Consider the following 25,636-nt stretch of genomic DNA (forward strand, 5'->3'; position numbering starts at 1 on the left):
GGAGGGCGGGCCCCGCGGGGTCAGGTGCGTGCTCTCGGCGTGCCGGGCGCAGGCCCTCGTACTGGACGTACTTGGGTCTGTGCCCGGTGCGGCGAGAGGGCGTGCATGGCGTCGCAGGGCAGACGGGAATTTGACGACAGGGCCTAGACGAGCGAGGAGCGTCGGTACATCGCCCCGCCATGTGGAAGGGCCCGGCACCTGTGACAGGTGCCGGGCCCTCTCCACGTGTTGCGCGGGGACCGCCGCACCCCCGTTACCGGGGGGCGGGACGACGGCGGTCCCCGCGAGGGACGCGGGCCGGGTCAGGGCCGGGCTTGCGCGTCCGTGGCGTCCATGGAGGTCCGGGAGCCGCTCCGGAGGTCCTTGGCGCCGTTTTGGCGTCGGCCGAGGCGGGGAGCCGCTCCCGCCCTGCCGACACCCACTAATGTGCCGGACCCGTGTTAAGCGGGTGCTGCGCGGACGTGACGCGCTCGTACCACTTCCGCGAAGTTCCCTGCCGAAAGGCAGGAAGATCCCCCTCAGGAGGGGAACTTCGGGAAATATCCTCCCGCCACCTGCGGAAATCGCCCCGACCGGCGCCTTCTTGCCCGCGGGGCGCCCGTCGGCTCCTACTGCTTGGCGCCGCCCTTGGCGAGGAAGGACAGCAGGTCCTGGCGGCTGACGACACCGGTGGGCTTGCCCTCGACGAGCACGATCGCCGCGTCGGCGCTGCCGAGCACGGACATCAGGTCGCCGACCGGTTCGCCGGAGCCGACCTGCGGCAGCGGCGCCGACATGTGCTTCTCCAGCGGGTCCTGCAACGAGGCGCGCTGGGTGAACAGGGCGTCGAGCAGCTCCCGTTCGACGACCGAACCGACGACCTCGGCGGCCATCACGTCCGGGTGACCGGCGCCCGGCTTGACGATCGGCATCTGCGAGACGCCGTACTCGCGCAGCACCTCGATGGCCTCGCCGACCGTCTCGTCCGGGTGCATGTGGACGAGGGAGGGGATGGTGCCGCCCGCCTTGTCGTTCAGGACGTCAGCGACGCGCGCGCTCGGGCCGGAGTCCTCCAGGAACCCGTAGTCGGCCATCCACTCGTCGTTGAAGATCTTGCTGAGGTAACCGCGCCCGCTGTCGGGGAGCAGCACGACCACGACGTCGTCGGGTCCGAGCCGCTCGGCCACCCGCAGCGCGGCGACCACGGCCATCCCGCAGGAGCCGCCGACGAGCAGCCCCTCCTCCTTCGCGAGCCGCCGCGTCATCTGGAAGGAGTCCTTGTCGGACACGGCCACGATCTCGTCCGCGACCGTCCGGTCGTAGGCCGTCGGCCAGAAGTCCTCACCGACGCCCTCGACGAGGTACGGCCGCCCGGACCCACCGGAGTACACGGACCCCTCCGGGTCGGCGCCGACGACCTTGACCTTGCCGTCGCTCGCGTCCTTCAGATAGCGCCCGGTCCCGGAGATCGTGCCGCCGGTGCCGACGCCCGCCACGAAATGGGTGATCCTCCCCTCCGTCTGCTCCCACAGCTCGGGGCCGGTGGAGTGATAGTGCGAGAGGGGGTTGTTCGGGTTGGAGTACTGGTCGGGCTTCCAGGCGCCGGGCGTCTCACGCACCAGCCGGTCGGAGACGTTGTAGTACGAGTCCGGGTGCTCCGGGTCGACGGCCGTGGGGCAGACGACGACCTCGGCGCCGTACGCCCGCAGCACGTTGATCTTGTCGGTGCTCACCTTGTCGGGGCAGACGAAGATGCACTTGTAGCCCTTCTGCTGGGCCACGATGGCCAGCCCGACCCCGGTGTTTCCGCTGGTCGGCTCGACGATCGTGCCGCCGGGCTTGAGGGCCCCGCTCTCCTCCGCGGCCTCGATCATGCGCAGGGCGATGCGGTCCTTCACGGACCCGCCGGGGTTGAAGTACTCGACCTTCGCCAGGACGGTCGCCTGGATGCCCCCGGTCACGTTGTTGAGCCTCACCAGCGGGGTGTTGCCGACGAGACTGATCATCGAGTCGTGGAATTGCACCGTTGTCTCCGGAGCTGCGTTTTAACAGGAATGGTCCCGTCAGCCTAAGGCCCTGGGTGACGGTTCACTCGCCGTTGAGATTGGCCGACCTGCTCCACGGGGCAAGCAGTGGTTGTACGGCTACGAGGAGGTGGCGGCGACGTATGTCGAGCTTGTCGAGGGCGAGGGTGGCACGGCGGATTGCGGCGGGCGCGGCGTACGGCGGCGGCGGGATCGGGCTGGTCGGTGCCGCGGCGGTCGGGGTGGTGCTGGCCGAGGTGCAGCTGGCGAAGCGCCATGTGGGCAACGGCCACGCGCACGCGCCCCGCGCCGAGGGTCTCTACGGGTACGCGTACGCCGTGCAGGACGGCCCGCCGCTGCGGCTGACCATGCTGGGTGACTCGACGGCGGCCGGGCAGGGCGTGCACCGGGCCCGCCAGACGCCCGGCGCGCTGCTGGCGTCCGGGCTCGCCGCGGTCGCCGAACGCCCCGTCGAGATGCGCAACGTCGCGCTGCCCGGCGCCCAGTCCGACGACCTCGACCGGCAGGTGGCGGTCGCCCTCGCGGACACCTCGCGGGTGCCGGACGTCTGCGTGATCATGATCGGCGCCAACGATGTCACCCACCGGATGCCGCCGACACGGTCGGTCCGCCATCTGTCGGCCGCGGTGCGACGGCTGCGTACGGCGGGGGCGGAGGTCGTCGTCGGGACCTGCCCCGACCTGGGCACGGTCGAGCAGGTCCAGCAGCCGCTGCGCTGGCTGGCCCGCCGCGCCTCGCGCCAGCTCGCCGCCGCGCAGACGATCGGCGCGGTCGAGCAGGGCGGCCGTACCGTCTCGCTGGGCGACCTGCTGGGCCCCGAGTTCGAGGCGAATCCGCGCGAGCTGTTCGGCCCCGACAACTACCACCCCTCGGCGGAGGGGTACGCGACGGCGGCGATGGCCATCCTGCCCACCGTCTGCGCGGCGCTGGGCCTCTGGCCGGCCGAGGAGGAACGCCCGGACGTCTCCCGTCACGAGGGCTTCCTGCCGGTCGCGCGGGCCGCGGCGGAGGCGGCGTCCGAACCGGGCACGGAGGTCACGGCCGCCATGCCCACGGGGCCACGGGGCCCGTGGGCCCTCCTCAAGCGCCGCCGGCGCCGGCGCGTCCCCGCCACGGACCCGGCTCCCGCGCCGACCCCGTCCGCGTGAGGCGCCGGGTGCGTGTGACGCCGGGCGCCGAGGGTGTGTCCTGCCGCTGAGGGTGCGTGGGGGCTGGTCGCGCAGTTCCCCGCGCCCCCCAGGGCGGGGCGTCGCCCCGATTCCCCGCCCGGCCGACACTCTTCGACTGCCGGCCGGTGGGGGCTTGGCGCGCAGTTCCCCGCGCCCCTGAGACGGGGCTGCGCCCCGGGTTCTCGCGCGCCTGAACGTCTCGAGCGGCCAGGGCGAGGAAAGCAAGCGCTTAGAAATGCGGTCCTAGTCACACCGCCGGAGCGGTGACCCGGGCGGTACGGGCGGGTAACTTCCCAAGCAGCCCTGCCCGTCCACCCCATAGCGCCCATGGAGCCGTGATGCCCGAAGCCGTGATCGTCTCGACCGCCCGTTCCCCCATCGGCCGCGCTTTCAAGGGCTCCCTCAAGGACCTCCGCCCGGACGACCTCACCGCCACGATCATTCAGGCCGCCCTCGCCAAGGTCCCCGAGCTGGACCCCAAGGACATCGACGACCTGATGCTCGGCTGCGGCCTCCCCGGCGGCGAGCAGGGCAACAACCTCGGCCGCATCGTCGCCGTGCAGATGGGCATGGACCACCTCCCGGGCTGCACCATCACCCGTTACTGTTCCTCGTCCCTCCAGACGAGCCGCATGGCCCTGCACGCCATCAAGGCCGGCGAGGGCGACGTCTTCATCTCGGCCGGCGTCGAGCTGGTCTCCCGCTTCACCAAGGGCAACTCCGACTCCCTCCCCGACACGCGCAACCCCTTCTTCGCGGAGGCCGAGGCCCGCACCGAGGCCGTGGCCCAGTCCGAGGGCTCGACCTGGCACGACCCGCGCGAGGACGGCCTCGTCCCGGACGCCTACATCGCGATGGGCCAGACCGCCGAGAACCTCGCCCGCATCAAGGGCGTCACCCGCCAGGACATGGACGAGTTCGGCGTCCGCTCCCAGAACCTCGCCGAGGAAGCCATCAAGAACGGCTTCTGGGAGCGCGAGATCACCCCGGTCACCACCCCCGACGGCACAGTCGTCAGCAAGGACGACGGCCCGCGCGCGGGCGTGACGCTGGAGGGCGTGCAGGGCCTCAAGCCCGTCTTCCGCCCCGACGGCATGGTCACGGCCGCCAACTGCTGCCCCCTCAACGACGGCGCCGCCGCCCTCGTGATCATGTCCGACACGAAGGCCCGCGAGCTCGGCCTCACCCCGCTCGCCCGCATCGTGTCGACCGGCGTCACCGGTCTCTCCCCCGAGATCATGGGCCTCGGCCCGGTGGAGGCCAGCAAGCAGGCCCTCCAGCGCGCCGGCCTGACCGTCGACGACATCGACCTCTTCGAGATCAACGAGGCCTTCGCGGCCCAGGTGATCCCCTCCTACCGCGACCTGAACATCCCGCTGGAGAAGCTGAACGTGAACGGCGGCGCCGTCGCCGTCGGCCACCCCTTCGGCATGACCGGCGCCCGCATCACCGGCACGCTCATCAACTCCCTCCAGTTCCACGACAAGCAGTTCGGCCTGGAGACGATGTGCGTGGGCGGCGGCCAGGGCATGGCGATGGTCATCGAGCGCCTCAGCTAGTTCCGTACGGGTAACCACCACTGAGCCCAGCGTGACCGAATCGGCCCAGAGCCCGGTAACCACCGGGACTCTGGGCCGATTTGTGATCCAATCCCCCCCAAGATGTGACCTATCTCCCCTCGGAGAGGGATTTTCGCAGGTCAGAGCCGCTGCGCGACTAAACCTGGGGGCCAAAGTCCTGTCCTATTCGTGACGTTACGCACTGACAGCAGGATGGTCCGCCCTTCAAGCTGATGTAGGAAGTCGGGGGGTCGACTTTGAACCGGGAGTACGTCAGTGAGCGCCATGCCGATTGCTTTGCTGCTCACCACCGCCGCGACCGCGGCGGTGGGCGTCGCCGTTCTGCGCACCCTGCAGGGTCTGCGCCGGCAGATCGCGGCCCTGCACAACGAGCTGGCCGAGAGCCGCGCCACGACCGTCACGCACGGCCTCGTACCGGCGGCGCGCTCGGCCGCGGACACGGACGAGATACGCGCTGCCGTCACCGAGGCGCTCGCCGAGGAGCGGGAGCGGGAGCTCGCCGAGGCACGGGCGTTCTGGGCCGCCCAGGAGGCGCGTGACGCCTCGGACGCGCCCTCGCTGCTCGGTCTGCCCGACAGCGAGCTGTTCATGCCCCGCGAGTCGGACTTCGTGAGCCTGGAGCCCCTGGAGCCGGTCACCGAGGCGGGCCTCGACGCCGACGAGTACGCGGGTGACTCGCCCGAACTGGCCGCGGCCCGCCGCCGTCACCCCTCGCACCCGGACTTCGTCCCGGTCCAGTCACCCGTCGTGAACGACCACGAGCGCACGGTGTCCTGCCTGGAGGAGCTCGCCGAGTCCGGCACGAAGCTGGCGGACGTCCGCCCCGGCCCGCTCGGCACCCTCGACGTCTACGTCTTCGCCGACGGTACGACCCTGTGCATGACCCCCGGCCACCGCGAAACCGCGGAACGGCTGGCCGCGGCCCTGCGCGCCGGTGAATCCCCGGTCCTCCTCGGCGGTTCCGGCGTCTCCGGCGCCTACGCCCTGACCTTCGCCTGCGGCGAGGAGAACATCTACATCCTGGCGGACAGGGTCATAGCGTCTCTTTAAGTCGCTGCAGGTCCCTGTAGGTAGATCCCTGTAGGTAGGTCCCCGTAGGCCGCTGCGGGTCCCTGCCCGGCGTCACACCCCGGCTCTCTTCTGCGCCTCCTCCACCAGCACCACCGCCTCCGCCAGCTCCTTCTCGTCCCTCAGGACGACCGCCAGATCATGCGCCGCGACGGTGATTTGATCGGCGACGGCGAACATCCCCGCGTCCGGCATCTCGAAAGGCTCCGCCGCGGGGTCCTCCACACGCTGCGCCCACCGCGCCAACTCCCTGGCCAGCCCCAGCGCCTCCGCGGCGGCCCCCCGTTGCAGGCGACTCTGCGGCGCGGCCCGCAACCGGTCGGCGAAGTGGTCCACGGCTCGGGTCAGCGGCGTCGTATCAAGCACGCCGCGAGACTACGCGCCGCGACGGGACTGTTGCCAACAACCGAACCCTCAGGCACCGTGGCGTGAAGGACCGGCTTACACCCCATTGCGTCCGGAGGCGCCGATGTCCCAAGTGTTCTCCCAGGAGACCCACCGCAATCTGCTCGCCCGCATTCCCCATTGCACCGGTCGTGAAGTCTCCGACTGGCTGCGCACCGTCGACGAAGGCCCCGCCCTCTTCCGCTTCGAGGAGAAGGTCAGTTGGCTCCGCGCCGAGCACAACCTCGCGTACGGCCACGCCAAGGCGATCATTCATGAGTACGACTTGAGGAGGGCCGCGCGCAAACTGCTCTGAGCGCGCACCACCAGGACCAGGCATCCCCCATGGCAAAGGGCCCGCGAACCGTCGGTTCGCGGGCCCTTCAGGTCGGTCACCGGCCCGTTCGGCCGGTGGGCCCGGCTAGTCGTCGCCGCTGAAGATGGCGACCAGCCGCAGCATCTCGACGTAGATCCACACGAGGGTCATGGTCAGGCCGAACGCGGCCAGCCAGGCCTCCTCCTTCGGCGCGCCGTACGCGATGCCGTCCTCGATCTGCTTGAAGTCGAGGGTCAGGAAGAACGCGCCGATCAGGATCGCCAGGATGCCGACGATCGCGCCCAGCGGGCCCATGCTGCGCAGTCCGCCGTCGCCCGCGACGCCGAAGGCGACGAGCAGCAGGTTGACCGCCATGACGACCACGAAGGCGATCGCGATGGTCATACCGATGCGTGCGTACCGCGCGGTCACACGGACCCAGCCCGCCTTGTAGACGAGGAGGGTCGCTCCGGACACCGCCATGGTGCCGAGCACGGCCTGGAAGGGCGCGCCGCTCCACCGGCTGTTGTACATCTCGCTGATGACCCCGAGGAAGACGCCCTCGAAGGCGGCGTAACCGAGGATCAGCGCGGGCGAGGCCGTGCGCTTGAAGGACTGCACCATCGCGAGGACGAACGCGACGAGCGCGGCGCCGATGGCCAGCCCGTAGCTGGTGCTGGACACCGGAAGCAGCGCCCAGGCGAGGATCGCGCCCACGGTGACGGTGCCGAGCGTCATGGCCGAGCGCATGACGACGTCGTCCATCGTCATCCGGCCGGTGGAGACCGGGGCCTGCGGCGGTGCGCCGTGCTGCAGGTCCTGCTGGGCGTAAGGGTTCTGCGCGTAGGGGTTGCCACCCTGCGCGTACGGATTGGCCTGCGTGCCGACAGCGGGTCCCCCGGCCTGCGGCGCCGCGTTGAATCCCGCGTAGCCGTTGTCGCGGCTGAACCCCCGTCGCGAGAAGACCGGGTTGCTGCTCCTCATTTCACTCCTCCATGGCCACCGTGCGTGGCCTTGGCTCAAGGGTAATGGGTAGGCAAAGGATTGACCCTACTGCTTGGGGAGGATCTTTCCCTCACGCTGCCAAGGTACGCGTGTGTCTCCCGGCCCGCGCGCACTGGTACCAAGCCGTGACAGGCCCCTTACGCCCTGCCTGGCGGGGTCTCGGGACTCCGCGGCGATCAGTCCAGAGGAAACCCGGTGTAACCCTCCGCCAGGTCCGCCCCGGCCGCCCGCGAGTTGGCGATCCGGCGCAGCCGGGCCAGCTGGACGCGGTCCTCGAAGGGGGTCGCGTCCGGGGCGCGGTGCAGCAGGGTGGTCATGTCGTACGAGAACCGCTCGGCCTGCCAGACGCGGCGCAGACAGGTCTCGGAGTACGCGTCGAGACGTTCCGCCGATCCGGTCTCCTCCAGGTGGACCAACGCGCGGGCGAACGTCACCACGTCGCCGACGGCGAGGTTGAGTCCCTTGGCGCCGGTCGGCGGAACGATGTGGGCGGCGTCCCCGGCGAGGAAGAGCCGCCCGTGCCGCATGGGCTCGTGGACGTAACTGCGCATCGGGGTGACGGACTTGGAGGTGATGGCCCCGCGCTCCAGACTCCACCCGTCGGCGGTCTCGAAGCGCCGCTCCAGCTCGTCCCAGATCTCCTCGTCCGCCCACGAACCGGCGTCCGTGCCCTCGGGCACCTGGAGGTAGAGCCGGGAGACGGCGGGCGAGCGCATGCTGAGCAGGGCGAAGCCGCGGTCGTGGCGGGCGTAGACCAGTTCGTCGTGGGAGGGCGGCACGTCGGCGAGGATCCCGAGCCAGCCGAAGGGGTACGTCCGTTCGAATACATGGGAGTGCTCGACGGGTATCGCCTGCCGGGCCACCCCCCAGAACCCGTCGCAGCCGACGACGTAATCGCACTCCAGCACGTCTTCGCGCCCCTCGTGCCGGAAGCGGACCCGCGGCCGCTCGCTCCGCGCCCCCTCCACCGCCATCGCCTCGGCCTCGAAGAGCAGCGGGCCGCCCTCCTCGATCTGGAGCGCGACGAGGTCCTTGCAGACCTCCGTCTGGGCGTACACCATCACGGAGCTGCCGCCGGTCAGGGCGGGGAAGTCGACCCGGTGCCGCTCCCGCGCGAACCGCAGCTCGATCCCGTCGTGCCGCAGCCCCTCCCGGTCCATCCGCCCGCCGGCCCCGGCGGCCCGCAGCACGTCCACCGTCCCCTGCTCCAGGATCCCGGCGCGCTGGCGCTGCTCGACGTACGCCCGGTCGCGGCTCTCCAGCACTACGGAGTCGATCCCCGCGTTGTGCAGCAACCGCGCCAGCAGCAGGCCGGCCGGCCCGGCTCCGATGATTCCGACGGTGGTACGCATCCGGCACGCCCCTTCGCGTTCCGCTCAGCCCGCAGTGCGGCTTGTTTGCCTGGCGGCTTGTTCGCCTGGTGAAAGTTACTTCACCATTTCCTCGGGAGTCTGCGACGGCACGCGCTTGCTGTCAACGGTTCACGATGAAGTCGCCGAAGACGCCCCTGAGGGACGCAAAAGGACAGAAGGGTCGGAGGTGCCCGGAACCGGACTTGAACCGGTACGCCCGCGAGGGGCAGCGAGGTTTAAGCTCGCCGTGTCTGCATTCCACCATCCGGGCAGGCCATGGGCTCCGCATCGAGGTTCCGAGCCTATCGGGACGCATCCCTCGAACAACGGACGAGCGAACCGATGTTGTCTTATTTTATTGAGGTCTGAGGGTGCATCAGCCCCCGGTACGGGCCATCCGCACTTGCCAACAGCCTTTCGGGCGGCACAGACCCGCGTATACGGAATGACGGAATTTCACCGTCCGAACGGACGCACCCGCAGGAGTCGTACCCGGCCGGCGCTCGGGAAGCACTCAGGGAGCGCTCAGGGCGCGCCCTCATCCCCAGGTATGACAAGAATCTCCGCGGTCCGACCCGAGGCTGCCCCCGGAACCGGAACAGCGGCTGACTCCGAGGCGCAAAACGGCCGGGAGGATGGGACACGTCCCCGAAAACGCCGTCGTCCCGACAGGAGCACCCTCCCGTGACCAGCACGCCCCTCGCCGACCGGGCCACCACCGTGGCCGCCCGCGCCACGGAACTGTCGAAGGTCTACGGACAGGGCGAGACCCAGGTGGTCGCCCTCGACCGGGTCTCCGTCGACTTCCGGCAGGCCGAGTTCACCGCGATCATGGGCCCCTCGGGGTCCGGCAAGTCCACGCTGATGCACTGCGTGGCGGGCCTCGACACCTTCTCCTCCGGCTCCGTGCGCATCGGCGAGACCGAGCTCGGCTCCCTCAAGGACAAGCAGCTCACCAAGCTCCGCCGGGACAAGATCGGCTTCATCTTCCAGGCGTTCAACCTGCTGCCGACGCTGACGGCCATGGAGAACATCACCCTCCCGATGGACATCGCGGGCCGCAAGCCCGACCGCGAGTGGCTGGACAAGGTCATCACGATGATCGGTCTCTCCGACCGTCTCAGCCACCGGCCCTCCCAGCTCTCCGGCGGCCAGCAGCAGCGCGTCGCCGTCGCCCGCGCGCTCGCCTCCCGGCCCGACATCATCTTCGGCGACGAGCCGACCGGAAACCTCGACTCGCGCTCGGGTGCTGAGGTGTTGGGCTTCCTGCGCAACTCGGTACGGGAGTTGGGACAGACCGTGGTGATGGTGACCCACGACCCGGTCGCGGCGGCGTACGCGGACCGGGTGGTCTTCCTCGCGGACGGACGGATCGTGGACGAGGTGTACGGGCCGACGGCGGACTCCGTCCTGGACCGCATGAAGCAGTTCGACGCCAAGGGCCGCACCAGCTGACCGAGGACAACTCGCCCCCGCCGCCCCTCACCCCCGCATCGGCCTGAACGGCCTCGTCCTCGAACGCCGGACGGGCTGGAAGATGCGCGCAGCGCCCCTCAGGGGCGCGGGGCTGTGTGCATATGCGGCTCCGCCGCGGGGCGCGACCAGCCCTCACCGGCCCGCAGACAGGGCCACACCCTCCGCCTGCCGACCGCCTCACCCTCCTGGACTGAGAAACCCCATGTTCCGAACCGCCTTGCGCAACGTGCTCGCGCACAAGGCCAGGCTCCTGATGACCGTGCTCGCCGTAATGCTCGGCGTGGCGTTCGTATCGGGCACCCTGGTCTTCACCAACACCATCTCCGACGCCTACCAGAAGAGCTCCGCCAAGGGCTTCGACCAGGTCGACGTCGCCATCCAGCCCAAGACCCAGGACGACAAGGGCGACAAGGTCGGCAAGGAGCAGAAGCTCACGCAGGCACTGCTCGAGAAGGCCTCCAAGGCCCCCGGCGCCGGAACCACCGTGGGCGTCGTGACCGGCTTCACCGCGATAGCCGACAAGGACGGCAAACTCGTCGGCAGCGGCTTCCAGTCGCAGGGCGGCAACTACTGGGGCACCAAGGACGCACGCTACCCGCTGACCAGCGGCCACGCGCCGAAGGGCAAGAACGAGGTGGCGATCGACTCGGAGACCGCCAGGCGCGCGGGCTACAAGGTCGGCGACACCGTACGGCTGTCCGTCGACGGCCCCGTACTCAAGCCCACCGTCGCCGGAGTCTTCACCACCGACGACGGCAACGTCGCGGCCGGCGGCAGCCTCGCCCTCTTCGACACGGCGACCGCGCAGCAGCTCTTCCACCGCGTCGGCGAGTACGACGAGATCGACGTGAAGGCCGCTTCCGGCACCAGCCAGACCGCCCTGCGCGCCGCCCTCGACCAGGTCATCCCCCAGGGCGTCGCCTCCACCACCACCGGCAAGCAACTCGCCGACGACCAGGCGAGCGCGATCGCCTCCGCGATGAGCGGCATGAAGACCGGCCTGCTGGTCTTCGCGGGCATCGCGCTGTTCGTCGGAACGTTCATCATCGCCAACACCTTCACCATGCTGGTCGCCCAGCGCACCAAGGAACTGGCCCTGCTGCGCGCCGTCGGCGCCTCCCGCCGCCAGGTCACCCGCTCCGTGCTCGTCGAGGCCTTCGTCGTCGGCGCGGTCGCCGCGGTGCTGGGTCTGCTCGCGGGCATCGGCATCGGCGCGGGCATGCGCTCGCTGATGGGCTCGCTCGGCGCCACCGTCCCGGACGGCCCGCTGGTGATCTCGCCCGGCACGATCGCCACGGCCCTGCTCGTCGGCATCCTCATCACCATGCTGGCCGCCTGGCTGCCCGGCCGCCGCGCCGCGAAGATCCCGCCGGTCGCCGCGATGAGCAGCGTGCACGCGCAGGCGTCGACGAAGTCCCTGGTCGTACGGAACACGATCGGCGCCCTGTTCGCCGCGGCCGGCATCGCCGTCGTCCTGTACGCGACGACCATGAGCGGCTCGGACGGCCAGGCCCCGATGGGTCTCGGCGCGGTCGTCCTCATCATCGGCGTCTTCGTGCTGACCCCGCTGCTCTCCCGCCCCCTGATCGCGGCCGCGGCCCCGGTGCTCCGGGTCTTCGGGGTCTCCGGAAAGCTGGCCCGCCAGAACTCGGTGCGCAACCCGCGCCGTACGGCCGCCACCGCCTCCGCCCTGATGATCGGCCTCACCCTGATCACCGGTATGACGGTGATGGCGGGCAGCCTGCAGAAGTCGATCGACAAGATGGCCAGCTCCGCGATCAAGGCGGACTACGTCGTGTCGATGGCGAACGGCAACTCCCTCTCCCCCGAGGTGGCGAAGACCCTTTCCTCTCTCGACGGGGTCACCGACACCAGCCCCCTGCGCACCTCCCCCTCGCGCATCGACGGCACGTCCGAGTTGCTGGCGGGCGTCAACGGCGGGTCCATCGCCAAGCTCACCGACCTCACGCTCGACGAGGGCGCCTTCAAGGTCGGCGGCACGCAGGTCGTCGTGGACGACGACACCGCCAAGTCGCACGGATGGAAGGCCGGTTCGGACCTCGCGGTCTCCTACCAGGACGGCAAGAAGCAGCACCTCACCGTCGCCGGCATCTACCACGGCAACATGATGATCAACGGCATCATGGTCGACAACGCGACGCTCTCCCCGCACCTGACGGACGTCACCGACATGCAGGTCATGCTGAAGACGGCCGGCGGCACGTCCGACACGACCAAGAACAAGCTGGAGAAGGCCCTCGGCGACAACCCGGCCATCCAGGTCCAGGACAAGAAGGACATCTCCAACAACATCGCGCAGATGTTCACCCTGCTCCTGAACATGCTCTACGGCCTGCTCGCCATGGCGGTCATCGTCGCCGTCCTCGGTGTCATCAACACCCTGGCCATGTCGGTCTTCGAGCGCTCCCAGGAGATCGGGATGCTCCGCGCGATCGGCCTCGACCGCAAGGGCATCAAACGAATGGTCCGCCTGGAGTCCCTGGTCATCTCGCTCTTCGGCGGCGTGCTCGGCATCGGCCTGGGCGTGTTCTTCGGCTGGGCGGCCGGCGAGCTCGTCGGCAGCAAGATGTCGACGTACGAGCTGGTCCTGCCCTGGGACCGGATGGCTCTCTTCCTGCTCCTCGCGGGGACGGTCGGCGTGCTGGCCGCGCTGTGGCCGGCCCGCCGGGCGTCCCGCCTGAACATGCTGTCGGCCATCAAGTCGGAGTAGCGGCGCAGGACCGGTCACGAACGTCGGGGCCCCGTTCCGGATCGGAACGGGGCCCCGGCCGTTGCACGGGCGGACTGCTGTCAGCGGTCGATGCCGACCGGCGATGTCCAGTGGGCGGGGTTCCAGGTTCTGGCCCGCAGGGGCATTCCGGAGGCGCCGGAGGGCTCGGGGGTCCTGACCGCCAGTACCTGGTTGACGCCGATGCGGTTGCGCTCGAAGGCGACCGCGGAGGCCGCCATGTAGAGACGCCAGACACGGGCGCGGCCCGGACTGGTGAGCGCCACCGCCCGCGCCCACTGCGCCTCCAGGTTGCCGACCCAGTGGCGGAGCGTGAGGGCGTAGTGCTCGCGGATCGACTCGACGTCACGGACCTCGAACCCGGCGCGTTCCAGCTGGGTGACGGTCGTGCCGATGGGCGCGAGCTCGCCGTCCGGGAAGACGTACGCGTCGATGAACTCGTCGACGTCGTAGGCCGATTCGTCCCGCCGGGGCGGCCGTGCGATCTGGTGGTTGAGCAACCGCCCGCCCGGCTTGAGGAGGCGGTACAGCACCTCGGCGTACTCCAGGTAGCGCTCGGCGCCCACGTGTTCGGCCATGCCGATGGAGGAGATCGCGTCGTACGGCCCGTCGGCGACGTCCCGGTAGTCCTGCACCCGGATCTCCACCCGGTCGGTCAGTCCCTCGTCCGCGACGCGCTTACGGGCGTACGCGGCCTGCTCGTGCGAGAGCGTGACCCCGACGACGCTCACGCCGTGCTCGCGGGCGGCGTGGATCGCCATCGAGCCCCAGCCGCAGCCGACGTCGAGGAGCCGCCGACCCGGCCTCAGATCGAGCTTCTGCGAGATGAGTTCCAGCTTGTCGCGCTGGGCGCCCTCGAGGATGCCGCCGTCCTCCCAGTAGGCGCACGAGTAGACCATCGAAGGCCCGAGGACGATCTCGTAGAAGTCGTTGCCCACGTCGTAGTGGTGGCTGATGGCGCGCTGGTCGCTGCGCTTGGTGTGGAGGTGGCCGCGGCGCCTGCGCACCTCTTCCTGGGGCGGGCTGGGCGGCAACGGGAGGCCGCCCATCTTCACCAGTCCGCGGACGGCGGCCCGTACCTCCGGATCACGCAGGGCCTCCGCGACGCCTCGCGCGTCCTCGCCCCGGTCCCAGACGAGCCCCGACAGCAGGTCGAGCACGGTGTAGAGGTCGCCCTCCACTCCCAGGTCCCCCGCGACCCAGGCCCGGGCCAGCCCCACCTCACCCGGCTTCCACAGCAGCCGGCGCAGGGCGCGCCGGTTGCGTACGACAACGGCGGGGGCACCGGGAGGGCCCGCCTCCGAGCCGTCCCAGGCGCGGATGCGGATCGGGAGCGAGGCCCCCACCAACTGTTCGACAAGGCTCTTCAGCCGCAGCGCGGCGTCCTGCATGGCGTACACCTCCGAGACAACACTCCCGAACGCTCCAACACCACGTAAACACCAACTGGCCTCGTGCGCAGTCCCCCTTCCGCGTTACAGCCGAGCAAAATACCTGTAGCCGCCATGTTCTTTCGGGCGGGTGGATGGGGCGCGCGCCCCGGAACGCCGGGCGCCCCGAGGCTTTCAGGGGCGCGGGGCTGTGACATTGTGCGGCTCCGCCGCGTGGGCGCGACCAGCCCCCACGGTCCGCAGCCGGACAACGCCAAAGGGACCTCCCGCACCACGGATGGCGGGAGGTCCCTCAGGGACGAGCAGGTGACCGGAGGTCAGGAGGCCTTGGCCTTCTCCTCGGTCTTGGCGGCGGCCGGAGCCGCGGCGGCCGCGGCCGGAGCCGGCGCCGGCTTGGCAGCCTCGTAGAACTCCTCACGAGGAGTCTCGATCGCACCGAGCGAGACGACCTCACGCTTGAGGAACATCGCGAGCGTCCAGTCGGCGAAGATCCGGATCTTACGGTTCCACGTCGGCATCGCCAGCCCGTGGTAGCCGCGGTGCATGTACCACGCCAGACGACCCTTGAGCTTGATCTTCATCTTGCCCATGACGATCATCGCGACGCCCTTGTGCAGGCCGAGACCCGCGACAGCGCCCTTGTTGGAGTGCGAGTACTCCTTCTGCGGGAAGCCCCGCATACCGGAGACCACGTTGTCGCCGAGGACCTTCGCCTGACGGAGCGCGTGCTGCGCGTTCGGCGGGCACCAGGCGTTCTCGACACCGGCCTTGCGCGCGGCGACGTCCGGCACCTGGGCGTTGTCGCCGGCGGACCAGATGTAGTCCGTGCCCTGCACCTGGAGGGTGGTCTGGGTGTCCACGTGACCACGCGGGCCGAGCGGCAGGCCGAAGCGGGAGAGGACGGGGTTCGGCTTGACGCCGGCCGTCCACACGATGGTGTTGGAGTCGACCTCGAGGCCGTTCTTCAGCACGACGTGGCCGTCGACGCAGGAGTCCATGGAGGTGGAGAGGTAGATCTCCACGCCACGGCTCTCCAGGTGCTCCTTGCCGTACTGGCCGAGCTTGGGGCCCACCTCGGGAAGGATCTTGTCCGCGGCGTCGACGAGGATGAAGCGCATGTCCTCGCGGGACACGTTGGTGTAGTACTTCGAAGCGTCGCGGGCCATGTCCTCGACCTCGCCGATGGTCTCCGCACCCGCGAAGCCACCGCCCACGAAGACGAAGGTGAGCGCCTTGCGGCGGATGTCCTCGTCGGTGGTCGAGTCAGCCTTGTCGAGCTGCTCGAGGACGTGGTTGCGCAGGCCGATGGACTCCTCGATGCCCTTCATACCGATGCCCTGTTCGGCGAGGCCGGGGATCGGGAAGGTGCGGGAGACCGCGCCCATCGCGATGACGAGGTAGTCGAAAGGCAGCTCGTACGCCTCGCCCACGAGGGGGGCGATCGTGGCGACCTTGCGGTCCTGGTCGATGGTGGTGACCCGGCCGGTGAGGACCTCCGCCTTGGGCAGCACACGTCGCAACGGGACGACGACATGCCGAGGGGAGATGCTGCCGGCGGCGGCTTCGGGGAGGAAGGGCTGGTAGGTCATGTACGACCGGGGGTCGACGACCGTGACGGTCGCCTCGCCGTAGCGCATCTTCTTGAGAATGCGCCGAGCTGCGTACAGGCCTACGTACCCACCGCCTACTACGAGGATCCTGGGACGCTCCGTGGTGCTCATGCCATCGAGTATCCACCCGCCCCTGGAGGGTCGCTCGTGCGCCCCTTCACAAGCTTGGGTGGGGCCTCTGCTACACTGCGCCGCCCACGTGACCCAGGTCATGGCGCCGAGGGGGAACCACCGTGTAGTGGAGACCGTTGTCAACACCGCGTGAGCTGCCGCTCCGGGTGTCCGAACCGGTCGAACCACCCCACCGCTTCACCCGCCGGAAACACTCCTGGAACGCTCCGTCGAGCACCCTCCCGAGCCTGGTGAGCCCCCCGAGAGCACCCAAGCGGGCCCATCGTCCCCCCGCAGGGCCGAATTCCTTGTGAAGAACTTCACGAACTTTTCCGGCGGCGTGTCACCGAGAGGGTCCGAATGGCCCCCCGAGCGCGCTCATACGTTATCCGACCTGCTCAAGGGAGGCTACCAGCGGGTAGCAAAGACTCCCTCACTTCAAAGACGTACTCGGAAACGGCACCCCTCGGCCCCGTCCGGTCAGCCCCTCACGCGATGGACCACGCGATCCCGTCCAGGATGTCGTGCTCGCTCACCACGACCTCCGCCGCACCGATCCGCTCCATGATCGCGAGCAGGACGAGGGCGCCGGCGGCGATGACGTCGACGCGCCCCGGGTGCATGGAAGGGATCGCGGCACGCTCGGCGTGGGTGGAGGCCAGCAGCCGCTCGGTGATCTCGCGGACCTTCTCGTACGGGATGCGGGAGTGGTGGATGGCGGCCGAATCGTAGGCGGGGAGGTCCAGCGCGATGGCCGCGACCGTGGTGACCGAACCCGCGAGGCCGACCAGCGTGTGGGCCTCGTGCAACGGCACCGTCCGCTCGGCGAGGTCGAGGGCCGCCTCGATGTCGGCGCGTACGGCCTCGGTCTCGGTGGGGGTCGGCGGGTCGCTGACGACCCCGTCGTGCACGAGGTGCCGCTCGGTCATCCGTACGCACCCGATGTCCACGGAGCGGGCGGCGCGCACGTGGTCCTCGCCGACGACCAGTTCGGTGGACCCGCCGCCGATGTCCACGACCAGGTAGGGCTTGGCGAGGTCGTCCCGGCCCGTCAGTTCCTTGGTCGCGCCGATGAAGGAGAACTCGGCCTCCTCGTCACCGGTGATGACCTCGGGCTCGACGCCCAGGATGTCCAGCACGCCGCGTACGAACTCGTCCCGGTTCTCCGCGTCGCGGGAGGCGGAGGTCGCCACGAAGCGCAGTCGCTCCGCGCCGTGCTCCTTGATGATCGCCGCGTACTCGCGGCAGGCCGCGAAGGTGCGCTCCAGGGCCTCGGGGGCGAGGCGTCCGGTGCGGTCGACGCCCTGGCCGAGCCGGACGATCGTCATCCGGCGGTCCAGTTCGACGAGTTCGCCCGTCGCCGGGTTCGCGTCGGCGACGAGGAGGCGGATCGAATTCGTACCGCAGTCGATGGCGGCGACCCTGGTCATCGGTTGTTGTCTCCTGCTCGTGAATTCGGTTCGACGACGTGCGACCGGTCCGGGGATCCGGGGCGAAGCCCCGCCTTGGGGGGCGCGGGAAACTGCGCGCTCAACCCCCACCCACCCGCAGACAGAACACGCACCGGGAGAAGGGGGCGCAGCCCCCTCACTCTCCCTCGGACGGCGACTCCGCCGTCACCACGCACGCACCCTTGCGCCACCACTCCGGCAACATCGCGATCGCCTCGTCGCCCAGCGGATTCACCCCCGGCCCCGCGGCCAGCGAGTGCGCCACCAGCACGTGCAGACACTTCACCCGGTCCGGCATCCCCCCGGCGCTCGGAAAGCCCGCCAGCACCTCGATGGCATCGCGCCGCGCGATGTAGTCCTCGTGGGCGGCCCGGTACGCGGCGGCCAGCTTGGGATCGGTCGCCAGCCGGTCCGTCATCTCCTTCATGACGCCGTCCGCCTCCAGCGTGCCGATCGCGGAGGCCGCGCGCGGGCACGTGAGGTAGTACGTCGTCGGGAACGGCGTACCGTCCGGCAGCCGGGGCGCCGTCTCCACCACGTCCGGCTGACCGCAGGGACAGCGGTGCGCGATCGCCCGCAGCCCGCGCGGCGGCCGGCCGAGCTGTTGCTTGAAGGCCTCGACGTCCGCGTCGGTCGGCTCGGTGCGCGGGGTGGGCGGCGGGGGCGTTTCCATGCCTGTGCTCAAGTCTCTTTCTTCTTCGATTCACCGGTTCACCGGTCGTCAGGTCACCGGTCGTCAGGTCACCGGCCATCAGCTCACCGGTCGGAGTGGTCCGACTTGTCGACGCCGTCCCAGACGTTGGCGTACCAGGGGCGGGCTGCCACCCCCAGATCCGTACGCGACTGCTTCGCCGCGTCCGGGTCGATCACGATGTATCCGGTCTCGCCCGGCATCACATAGTGCAGCCGTTCCCGGATCTGCTGCTTCGCGTACGCGTCGTCCTGCCAGCGCGCCTTGAGGTCGCGCAGCTGTTCGACCCGGGCGCGGGCCCGCTCCTGCTGTCGCTCCAGATCGGCGATCTCGGCGCGCTGGGACACGTACTGCCTTATCGGGTACGCGAGGGCCACGATCAGAGAACAGAGTACGAGAGCCAGCAGCGCGGCGCGGCCGGTCAGGCGCGAGCGGCGGGCCTGGCGCTTGGTCTGCGAGCGGTAGACCCGGGCCGCCGTCTGCTCGCCGAGCAGCTTCAGCCTGGTCGCGGTGGAGAACCGGTCCCGGTCCTTCACGGCCATGTCCAGCCTCCCGTTCACACGCGCGTACGTCCCCGGACACGGTACGGGACCGGGTACGGGGACGTACGTACGACTGGCTAAGGCTTGACCGTCGGCGGGTGTCAGCCCTTGAAGCGCGGGAAGGCGCTGCGGCCCGCGTACACCGCCGCGTCGTCGAGGATCTCCTCGATGCGCAGCAGCTGGTTGTACTTGGCGACGCGGTCCGAGCGGGCCGGGGCGCCGGTCTTGATCTGGCCGCAGTTCACCGCGACGGCGAGGTCGGCGATGGTGACGTCCTCGGTCTCGCCGGAGCGGTGCGACATCATGCACTTGAAGCCGTTGCGCTGGGCCATCTCGACGGCGTCCAGGGTCTCGGTCAGCGAGCCGATCTGGTTGACCTTGACGAGCAGGGCGTTCGCGGAGCCCTCCTCGATGCCGCGGGCCAGGCGCTCCGGGTTGGTGACGAAGAGGTCGTCGCCGACGATCTGGACCTTGTCGCCCAGCTTCTCGGTGATGACGTTCCAGCCGGCCCAGTCGTCCTCGTACAGCGGGTCCTCGATGGAGACCAGCGGGTACGCGGAGACGAGCTCCTCGTAGTACTCGGTCATCTCGGCGGCCGAGCGGGACTTGCCCTCGAACTCGTACTTGCCGTCCTTGTAGAACTCGGACGCGGCGACGTCGAGCGCGAGCGCGATCTGCTCACCGGGGATGTAACCGGCCTGCTTGATGGCCTCGAGGATGAGGTCGAGCGCGGCGCGGTTCGACTCCAGGTTCGGGGCGAAGCCGCCCTCGTCGCCCAGGCCGGTGGACAGGCCCTTGGTCTTCAGCACCTTCTTGAGGGTGTGGTAGACCTCGGCGCCCCAGCGCAGGGCCTCGGAGAAGGACTCCGCGCCGATCGGGGCGATCATGAACTCCTGGATGTCCACGTTGGAGTCGGCGTGCGAGCCGCCGTTCAGGATGTTCATCATCGGAACGGGCAGCAGGTGCGCGTTCGGGCCGCCCAGGTAGCGGAAGAGGGGGAGGTCGGACGCCTCGGAGGCGGCGTGCGCGACGGCGAGCGAGACGCCGAGGATGGCGTTGGCGCCGAGCGAGCCCTTGTTGTCGGTGGCGTCCAGGTCGAACATCGCCTGGTCGATCAGGCGCTGCTCGGTGGCGTCGTAACCGACGAGCTCCGGGCCGATCTGCTCGATGACGGCGAGGACGGCCTTCTCGACACCCTTGCCGCCGTAACGGTTGGGGTCACCGTCACGCAGCTCGATGGCCTCGAAGGCGCCGGTGGAAGCGCCGGACGGAACGGCGGCACGACCCGTGCTGCCGTCGTCGAGGCCGACCTCGACCTCGACCGTGGGGTTGCCTCGGGAGTCCAGGATTTCCCGGGCTACGACGACGTCGATGGACGGCACGAGCATCTCCTTCTGGGATGTGACGCGGGTACGCGGAGCCTGTGATGGCTTCGCGACATGAGCCTAACCGCCTCGGGGGGATCGGCCAGCCGGTCGCCCACCCCTTGGGCAGAACTGAACGTACACATTGTTCCAGAACGGAACAAAAACGGGTACCGAAATCCGGGTACGAAACCCTCGGCACGAAACCCTCGGCACGAAACGCCGGATACGAAAAACCCCGCTCCGGTGCGTACGGGGGAACACGCACCGGAGCGGGGGGCCCGTGGGGACGGGGGCGACCCTCATCGGGGGCTCCAGTGTGGAGACCCCCTTCATGAGGGACCTGTCATTCAGCTGAGGCGAAGCTGCCGATCATCAGCCGAGGTGAAGCTGCTGACCCGGGTAGATGAAGTCGGCGTCGTCGACGATGTCCTTGTTCAGCTTGAACAGCTGCTGCCAGCCGCCCTTGACCTTCTTCTTCTCGGCGATCGAGCTGAGGCTGTCACCCTTGACGACCTTGTACTCGCCGTCACCCTTCTTGACCTTCTTGCCGGTCGGGGTGGAGACGGTCTTCCCGGCGGCCGGACGGGACGCCGAACGGGAGGCCGCGGTGTCCGTCGAGCGGGTGACGGTGCTGGTGCTCGGCGAGCTGTTCGACGAAGAGCTGTTCGAGGAAGACGAGGTCGACGGGGTGCTCGCACCGCCGGTGTACGCGGCGCCCGACAGGCCCGTGCCACAGGTCGGCCAGGCGCCCTTGCCCTGGGCGGCGAGGACCTTCTCGCCGATGGTGATCTGCTGCGACTTGGAGGCCTGGTTGGCGGTCGCGGCGTACGCGGTGCCGCCGTACGCGGCCCAGGTGGAGGCCGAGAACTGCAGACCGCCGTAGTAGCCGTTGCCGGTGTTGATGGACCAGTTCCCGCCGGACTCGCACTGGGCGACGGCGTCCCACTCGGAGGCGGTGGCGGCGGAGGCGCTGCCGGCCGCCATCAGCGGAGCGGCGATGGCGACACCGGTGACACCGGCGAGCGTGGCGACACGGGTCGTCCGGTTGAAAACGGTCGGACGGCGGTGCTTGCCCTTGCTGGAAAACAGCATGGAGAGATCCCCTCACCGACGCCTGCGAGGTGAGCTGTCGGGTTCGGGCGGGTGAGTGCCCGGCCGTGCGCTCTGAGCGCTCGGCTTCACCCCAAGCCACTCCCGGTCAACTACCGGGTGCGGCACTTACCTTGGGTCCCCCGCTCCTGCCTACGGCGCTGACGCGTCGACTGTTCCCGTACGGCCGTTGGCAGGATTCGGCGTTGGCGACCGTCGGGGCCCGCTGTGGCGAGCGGTCATGACCGTAAGCAGCCGATCGGCTGAATTCCAAAGACGATCAGGGCCTTTGAGATCCATCTCTCACTCGCAGCAAACCGGACATTACGCAGCGAACCATGACGCGAACTGCCCCTACTTTTCGCCCGATTCAGCACCAACTGCAAGGCTCTGACCGGGGAGGATGAGGTTCGGATCGGCGCCGACCGTCTTCTTGTTCGCGTCGTACAGCTCGGCCCATCCGCCTTCGAGGTCGAGGGCGTCCGCGATGGTCCAGAGATTGTCTCCGGCGCGCACGACGTAGGAGCCGTCGACGACATCGCGGGAGGCGCCGGCGCCGCGCGAGGCGTGCCGCCCGGAGGAGTCGTCGGTACGGCCGTCCACGGCGCTGTCGGTGGTGTTCTCGTCCGCGTTGTCGCCGCGGTGGCGCCCGGCGCCGCCCGTCGCGTTCTCGGACGTACCGGAAGAGCCGTCACTCTGGCCGGAGTTGCCCGAGTTGTCGCTCTTCGTCGATTTCGAGCCGGAGTTGCCCGCCCCCTGATCGCCGCCGCCGGTGTCGGCCTTCGTCGTGTTCTCGGTCGCCTTCCCGGTCGCCTTCGAGGACGAACCGGACGAAGACGAGTCAGACGAAGAAGAATCGGAAGTCGAGCCGGACGAGGCGGGCGGAGTCGACGTCGCAGATGAACCGGACGAACCGGCTGAATTCGATCCGTTGGGCGAATCGTTCGCCACGCCCGTGTCGACCAGGATGTCGCCCGAGTTCTTGCTCAGCCCGGAGAGCGGCCCACAGGTCGGCCAGGGAGTGAGGCCCTGGTCGTCGAGGAGCTTCTCGGCGATGGCTATCTGCTGCGAGCGGCTGGCCTCGTCGGCGCTCGACGCGTAGGTGAGACCGCCGTACTTCTCCCAGTCCGCCTGGCTGATCTGGAGTCCGCCGTAGTACCCGTTGCCGCTGTCGACACTCCACTGGCCGGCGCTCTCGCACTCGGCGACCCGGTCCCACGTGGTGCCGTCGGCCGCGCTCGCACTGGTGGCACCGAGCAACGGGATCGCGATGGCGGATCCGGTCACTCCTGCCGCGACGATGAGGGCCGGGGCCTGACGGGGGCGACGATGGCGGCCGTTCCCGGAGAGCATGCGGAAGCCTTTCACGTGACAGCAGGTGACTACGCGACGTATGAGTCGCGTTGACGAGTGAACGTATCCGCACCCGAACACTTGTCACAAGTCGATGCAGCGTAGATCACGTGAAGATCACAGAGTTGAGAGCGTGTCAGGTTTACGCGCCCGCGGGTGTATGGTCGCCCGCTATCGCGAGACCGGTACCGGAGGCGTGAACTCCACTGGAAGCGTGCGCAATCCGCGCATAATGAGCCCGCCGCGCCAGCGCAAATCGGCTGAATCTCCCGCGAGTTGAAGGTCGGGGAGACGGGTGAGGAGAGTGGCGAGCGCGGTCTGGCCCTCCAGCCGGGCGAGCGGGGCTCCGAGGCAGTAGTGGATGCCGTGACCGTAACCGAGGTGTTGGTTGTCACGGCGGGAGAGGTCGAGTGTGTCCGGCCGTTCGAACCGCGCGGGGTCACGGTCCGCAGCCGCGAGGACCACGAGGACGGGGTCGCCGGGTGCGATGTCCTGACCGCCGATGCGGACGGCCGCGGTGGCGAACCGCCACGTGGCCAGTTCCACGGGCCCGTCATAACGGAGGAGTTCCTCGACGCCGGTCTCGAGGAGTTCGCGTTCGTGGGCGGCGAGGGACTTCTGGAGGCGCGCGCGCTGCTCGGGGTGGGTGAGCAGGGCGTACGTGCCGTTGCCGATGAGATTGACGGTCGTCTCGAACCCGGCGAAGAGAAGGATGAAGGCCATGGCGGCGGCCTCGTTCTCCGTGAGGTGCTCGCCGTGGTCGGACGCGCGGATCAGGCCGGAGATGAGGTCCTCACCGGGCGCGGGCGTATCCGGAAGGCCTTCCCGCTTCTTGTGGATGAGCTCGAGCAGATACCCGCGCATCTTCTTGACCGACCGCGCGACCCCGCCCCGCGGCCCGCCACCGTGCCGGATCATCATCCCCGCCCAGTCACGGAAGTCGTCCTGGTCCTCGCGGGGTACGCCCAGCAGGTCGCAAATGGCGTAGATGGGAAGCGGGAACGCGAACTCGTGGATCAGGTCGGCGGAACCCTTCTGCGCGAACTGGTCGATCAGCTGATCGGTGAGCTCCTGCACACGCGGCGCGAACTCGGCCACCCGTCGCGGCGTGAACGCCTTCGAGACCAGCCGCCGCAGCCGGGTGTGGTCCGGCGGGTCGATGTTCAGCAGATGTGTCATCAACTCGGCCTTGCGCTCCCCTGGAATACCCGTCTTCCCCTTCGCGTGGGCGGGTTCGTCGTGGTGCGCCGGATTCTTGCTGAGCCGCGCGTCGGCGAGCGCCTGCTTGGCGTCCGCGTACCGCGTCACCAACCAGGCCTCCACCCCACTCGGCAGCCGCGTCCAGTGCACGGGGGCGTGCTCCCGCAGCCAGGCGTACGCGGGGTAGGGATCACTGGCGAACTCCCAGGTGAAGAGTTCGGGAGCGGGGCTGAACGGCGGCGGCTGATCGGTCACTCCCTGACGGTATCCGGAGGGAGGGGAAGGGCGGCACGGCGGAGGGAGGGGCCGGGGCGGAGAGGAGAAGAGCGGGGAAGAGCGGGGCGGCATGCCGGAGGGAGGGGGAGCGGGGTTGGGGATGGCGCAAGCCGCGCCCCTTTCATCCCGGACCATCCCTGAATCGGCTGCTGTTTGACTCCACGGCTCGCCGCCTCCCTAAATTCGCGCCGTGGACCCCGAAATACTCAGATCCAGCTTCGCGGTCGTCGAGAGACGGGCCGAGTTCGCGGTCAAGTACTTCTACTCGCATCTCTTCCGGCACAACCCGGACATCCGCGGGCTCTTCCCCCTGGACTTCCCGGAGGACATGGAGCGACAGCGGGACCGGTTGTTCGCGGCACTCACCTATGTGATGGAGCGGCTGGAGGATCCGACGCTGCCGGGATATCTGCGGGAGCTGGGACGGGACCACCGGAAGTACCTGGCCGAGCCGGAGCACTACGCCGCCGTGGGGGCGAGCCTGATCGCCGCGTTCGCCGCCGTCGCGGGGTCGGCGTGGAACGCGGAGGCCGAGAAGGCCTGGGCCGAGGCATACGGGGCGATCACGAACGTCATGCTCCAGGGCGCGTGGGAGGCACAGCACGAGGGTGAACCGCCCTGGTGGGACGCCGAGGTCGTGTCCCGGACCCGGTACGGCGACGACCTCGTCGTACTGACCCTCCGCCCGCACCACCGGCTGCGCTACTCCCCCGGCCAGTACGTCAGCGTCAGCGTCCCGCACCTGCCGGGCATCTGGCGTCCCTACTCGCTCGGCAACGCCCCCCGCGCCGACCACACCGTCGACCTGCACGTCAGCCGCGTCGAGGACGGGGTGCTGTCCACCGCCCTGGTCCGGCAGACCCGAGAGGGTGATGTCCTGCGGCTCGGCGCACCCGGCGGCGGCCTGACCCTGCGGGCGCCGGTCGAACGGCCGCTGACCTTCATCGCGGCCGGCACCGGATGGGCCCCGGTCAAGGCGCTGCTCCAGCAACTCGACGCCACGCACGAGGCCCGGCTGTTCCTCGTGGCCCGCGACACCTCGTACCTCTACGACCGGTCGGCCGTGGAACGACTCCAGTCCCGGTTACCCCGCCTCGGCGTCACCTTCATCTCCCCTGCCCCCGGCCGCCCCAAGGCCCAGGCCACCGAGCGGCTGCTGACCGCGCTGGGCAACCGCGCCGGCTGGGCCCGCCACGACGTCTATCTCACCGGCCCGCCCCAGCTCGTCGAGGAGATCGCCGCGGCCCTCCCCGCCCTCGGCACCCCGCCGGAACAGATCTTCCACGACCTCCTCCCACCCGCCGACCCCAGCCGCCCCCGCCCCCTGGGCCCCGCGGAGTGGCTCCTGGACCGTCCCCACCCCAACTGGCACAACCCGACAAGCCGCGCCCCCGGCAGGTAGCTCTGGGGTCCCTCCCCCTCCCCCTCCCCC

General features: G+C 69.7%; 20 protein-coding genes, 1 tRNA gene and 1 riboswitch. Of the genes, 7 read left to right on the plus strand and 14 right to left on the minus strand.

Features of this window, described 5'->3' with window-relative positions:
- Nucleotides 1-608: 608 nt before the first annotated feature.
- Nucleotides 609-2,003 (minus strand): cystathionine beta-synthase, encoded by a 1,395-nt coding sequence (locus ACFVWD_RS10180; RefSeq protein ID WP_101404775.1) that lies wholly within the window; start codon nt 2,001-2,003, stop codon nt 609-611.
- A gap of 143 nt (nt 2,004-2,146) precedes the next feature.
- On the opposite strand from ACFVWD_RS10180, the gene ACFVWD_RS10185 reads away from it, so the two are divergent.
- The 3 genes from ACFVWD_RS10185 (at nt 2,147) to ACFVWD_RS10195 (ending at nt 5,823) form a co-directional block, all read left to right on the plus strand.
- Nucleotides 2,147-3,172 (plus strand): SGNH/GDSL hydrolase family protein, encoded by a 1,026-nt coding sequence (locus ACFVWD_RS10185; RefSeq protein ID WP_389594926.1) that lies wholly within the window; start codon nt 2,147-2,149, stop codon nt 3,170-3,172.
- 359 nt (nt 3,173-3,531) lie between these two features.
- Complete coding sequence (locus ACFVWD_RS10190) at nt 3,532-4,752, plus strand: acetyl-CoA C-acetyltransferase (protein WP_389594928.1); 1,221 nt, start codon at nt 3,532-3,534, stop codon at nt 4,750-4,752.
- 285 nt (nt 4,753-5,037) lie between these two features.
- On the plus strand, nt 5,038-5,823 hold the full coding sequence (locus tag ACFVWD_RS10195) for a hypothetical protein (RefSeq protein ID WP_389594930.1): 786 nt from the start codon (nt 5,038-5,040) through the stop codon (nt 5,821-5,823).
- 72 nt (nt 5,824-5,895) lie between these two features.
- Here ACFVWD_RS10195 and ACFVWD_RS10200 read toward each other — a convergent pair whose 3' ends face one another.
- Entirely contained in the window at nt 5,896-6,207 is a 312-nt protein-coding gene (locus ACFVWD_RS10200; RefSeq protein ID WP_168509055.1) for a hypothetical protein, read from the minus strand.
- A gap of 103 nt (nt 6,208-6,310) precedes the next feature.
- Here ACFVWD_RS10200 and ACFVWD_RS10205 point away from each other — a divergent pair, with 103 nt between their 5' ends.
- Nucleotides 6,311-6,541, plus strand: coding sequence for a DUF4287 domain-containing protein (locus ACFVWD_RS10205; RefSeq protein ID WP_054237274.1), 231 nt, complete (start codon nt 6,311-6,313; stop codon nt 6,539-6,541).
- 105 nt (nt 6,542-6,646) lie between these two features.
- Here ACFVWD_RS10205 and ACFVWD_RS10210 read toward each other — a convergent pair whose 3' ends face one another.
- The 3 genes from ACFVWD_RS10210 to ACFVWD_RS10220 all read right to left on the minus strand — a co-directional run bounded on the left by ACFVWD_RS10210 (nt 6,647) and on the right by ACFVWD_RS10220 (nt 9,169).
- The gene (locus ACFVWD_RS10210) at nt 6,647-7,525 is read right to left on the minus strand and encodes a Bax inhibitor-1/YccA family protein (RefSeq protein WP_389594932.1); all 879 of its coding nucleotides are present in this window, start codon (nt 7,523-7,525) and stop codon (nt 6,647-6,649) included.
- Between the two features lie 197 nt (nt 7,526-7,722).
- Nucleotides 7,723-8,898, minus strand: a complete 1,176-nt coding sequence (locus ACFVWD_RS10215; protein ID WP_389594934.1) for a 4-hydroxybenzoate 3-monooxygenase — start codon at nt 8,896-8,898, stop codon at nt 7,723-7,725.
- A gap of 188 nt (nt 8,899-9,086) precedes the next feature.
- A tRNA-Leu gene (locus tag ACFVWD_RS10220) sits at nt 9,087-9,169 on the minus strand.
- A 413-nt stretch (nt 9,170-9,582) separates the two neighbouring features.
- Between ACFVWD_RS10220 and ACFVWD_RS10225 the strand changes: the two genes are divergently transcribed.
- Together ACFVWD_RS10225 and ACFVWD_RS10230 are read left to right on the plus strand one after the other, a co-directional pair.
- Entirely contained in the window at nt 9,583-10,353 is a 771-nt protein-coding gene (locus tag ACFVWD_RS10225) for an ABC transporter ATP-binding protein (protein WP_389594936.1), read from the plus strand.
- A gap of 223 nt (nt 10,354-10,576) precedes the next feature.
- The gene (locus ACFVWD_RS10230) at nt 10,577-13,105 is read left to right on the plus strand and encodes an ABC transporter permease (protein ID WP_389594938.1); all 2,529 of its coding nucleotides are present in this window, start codon (nt 10,577-10,579) and stop codon (nt 13,103-13,105) included.
- 80 nt (nt 13,106-13,185) lie between these two features.
- On the opposite strand, the gene ACFVWD_RS10235 is transcribed toward ACFVWD_RS10230, so the two are convergent.
- From ACFVWD_RS10235 to ACFVWD_RS10275, 9 genes are all read right to left on the minus strand, one after another.
- Nucleotides 13,186-14,514 (minus strand): class I SAM-dependent methyltransferase, encoded by a 1,329-nt coding sequence (locus ACFVWD_RS10235; RefSeq protein WP_389594940.1) that lies wholly within the window; start codon nt 14,512-14,514, stop codon nt 13,186-13,188.
- A 317-nt stretch (nt 14,515-14,831) separates the two neighbouring features.
- A complete protein-coding gene (locus tag ACFVWD_RS10240) occupies nt 14,832-16,235 on the minus strand; it encodes an NAD(P)/FAD-dependent oxidoreductase (RefSeq protein WP_389594942.1) in 1,404 nt (467 codons plus the stop codon).
- 488 nt (nt 16,236-16,723) lie between these two features.
- Nucleotides 16,724-17,665: an exopolyphosphatase gene (locus ACFVWD_RS10245; protein WP_389594944.1), complete on the minus strand. Its 942-nt coding sequence runs from the start codon at nt 17,663-17,665 to the stop codon at nt 16,724-16,726.
- A 157-nt stretch (nt 17,666-17,822) separates the two neighbouring features.
- The gene (locus ACFVWD_RS10250) at nt 17,823-18,359 is read right to left on the minus strand and encodes a DUF501 domain-containing protein (protein ID WP_389595158.1); all 537 of its coding nucleotides are present in this window, start codon (nt 18,357-18,359) and stop codon (nt 17,823-17,825) included.
- Nucleotides 18,360-18,442: 83 nt separating this feature from the next.
- Complete coding sequence (locus ACFVWD_RS10255; protein WP_389594946.1) at nt 18,443-18,919, minus strand: septum formation initiator family protein; 477 nt, start codon at nt 18,917-18,919, stop codon at nt 18,443-18,445.
- Nucleotides 18,920-19,020: 101 nt separating this feature from the next.
- Nucleotides 19,021-20,307: a phosphopyruvate hydratase gene (eno, locus tag ACFVWD_RS10260; RefSeq protein WP_060897729.1), complete on the minus strand. Its 1,287-nt coding sequence runs from the start codon at nt 20,305-20,307 to the stop codon at nt 19,021-19,023.
- 351 nt (nt 20,308-20,658) lie between these two features.
- Nucleotides 20,659-21,378 (minus strand): transglycosylase family protein, encoded by a 720-nt coding sequence (locus tag ACFVWD_RS10265; protein ID WP_389594948.1) that lies wholly within the window; start codon nt 21,376-21,378, stop codon nt 20,659-20,661.
- Between the two features lie 4 nt (nt 21,379-21,382).
- A riboswitch (cyclic di-AMP (ydaO/yuaA leader) is annotated at nt 21,383-21,546 on the minus strand.
- A 183-nt stretch (nt 21,547-21,729) separates the two neighbouring features.
- Nucleotides 21,730-22,728: a transglycosylase family protein gene (locus ACFVWD_RS10270; protein ID WP_389594950.1), complete on the minus strand. Its 999-nt coding sequence runs from the start codon at nt 22,726-22,728 to the stop codon at nt 21,730-21,732.
- A 171-nt stretch (nt 22,729-22,899) separates the two neighbouring features.
- The gene (locus ACFVWD_RS10275) at nt 22,900-24,183 is read right to left on the minus strand and encodes a cytochrome P450 (protein ID WP_389594952.1); all 1,284 of its coding nucleotides are present in this window, start codon (nt 24,181-24,183) and stop codon (nt 22,900-22,902) included.
- A 211-nt stretch (nt 24,184-24,394) separates the two neighbouring features.
- Between ACFVWD_RS10275 and ACFVWD_RS10280 the strand changes: the two genes are divergently transcribed.
- A complete protein-coding gene (locus ACFVWD_RS10280) occupies nt 24,395-25,606 on the plus strand; it encodes a globin domain-containing protein (protein WP_389594954.1) in 1,212 nt (403 codons plus the stop codon).
- The last annotated feature ends 30 nt before the right edge of the window (nt 25,607-25,636 follow it).

Source organism: Streptomyces sp. NPDC058086, from assembly GCF_042885015.1.
Lineage (GTDB): Bacteria > Actinomycetota > Actinomycetes > Streptomycetales > Streptomycetaceae > Streptomyces.

Coding starts and splice junctions, on each gene's coding strand:
- ACFVWD_RS10215 (WP_389594934.1), bottom strand. CDS start 8,898: ATGCGTACCACCGTCGGAATCATCGGAGCCGGGCCGGCCGGCCTGCTG.
- ACFVWD_RS10235 (WP_389594940.1), bottom strand. CDS start 14,514: ATGCAGGACGCCGCGCTGCGGCTGAAGAGCCTTGTCGAACAGTTGGTG.
- ACFVWD_RS10265 (WP_389594948.1), bottom strand. CDS start 21,378: ATGCTGTTTTCCAGCAAGGGCAAGCACCGCCGTCCGACCGTTTTCAAC.
- ACFVWD_RS10230 (WP_389594938.1), top strand. CDS start 10,577: ATGTTCCGAACCGCCTTGCGCAACGTGCTCGCGCACAAGGCCAGGCTC.
- ACFVWD_RS10185 (WP_389594926.1), top strand. CDS start 2,147: ATGTCGAGCTTGTCGAGGGCGAGGGTGGCACGGCGGATTGCGGCGGGC.
- ACFVWD_RS10245 (WP_389594944.1), bottom strand. CDS start 17,665: ATGACCAGGGTCGCCGCCATCGACTGCGGTACGAATTCGATCCGCCTC.
- ACFVWD_RS10210 (WP_389594932.1), bottom strand. CDS start 7,525: ATGAGGAGCAGCAACCCGGTCTTCTCGCGACGGGGGTTCAGCCGCGAC.
- ACFVWD_RS10195 (WP_389594930.1), top strand. CDS start 5,038: ATGCCGATTGCTTTGCTGCTCACCACCGCCGCGACCGCGGCGGTGGGC.
- ACFVWD_RS10270 (WP_389594950.1), bottom strand. CDS start 22,728: ATGCTCTCCGGGAACGGCCGCCATCGTCGCCCCCGTCAGGCCCCGGCC.
- ACFVWD_RS10205 (WP_054237274.1), top strand. CDS start 6,311: ATGTCCCAAGTGTTCTCCCAGGAGACCCACCGCAATCTGCTCGCCCGC.
- ACFVWD_RS10250 (WP_389595158.1), bottom strand. CDS start 18,359: ATGGAAACGCCCCCGCCGCCCACCCCGCGCACCGAGCCGACCGACGCG.
- ACFVWD_RS10190 (WP_389594928.1), top strand. CDS start 3,532: ATGCCCGAAGCCGTGATCGTCTCGACCGCCCGTTCCCCCATCGGCCGC.
- ACFVWD_RS10255 (WP_389594946.1), bottom strand. CDS start 18,919: ATGGCCGTGAAGGACCGGGACCGGTTCTCCACCGCGACCAGGCTGAAG.
- ACFVWD_RS10240 (WP_389594942.1), bottom strand. CDS start 16,235: ATGAGCACCACGGAGCGTCCCAGGATCCTCGTAGTAGGCGGTGGGTAC.
- eno (WP_060897729.1), bottom strand. CDS start 20,307: ATGCTCGTGCCGTCCATCGACGTCGTCGTAGCCCGGGAAATCCTGGAC.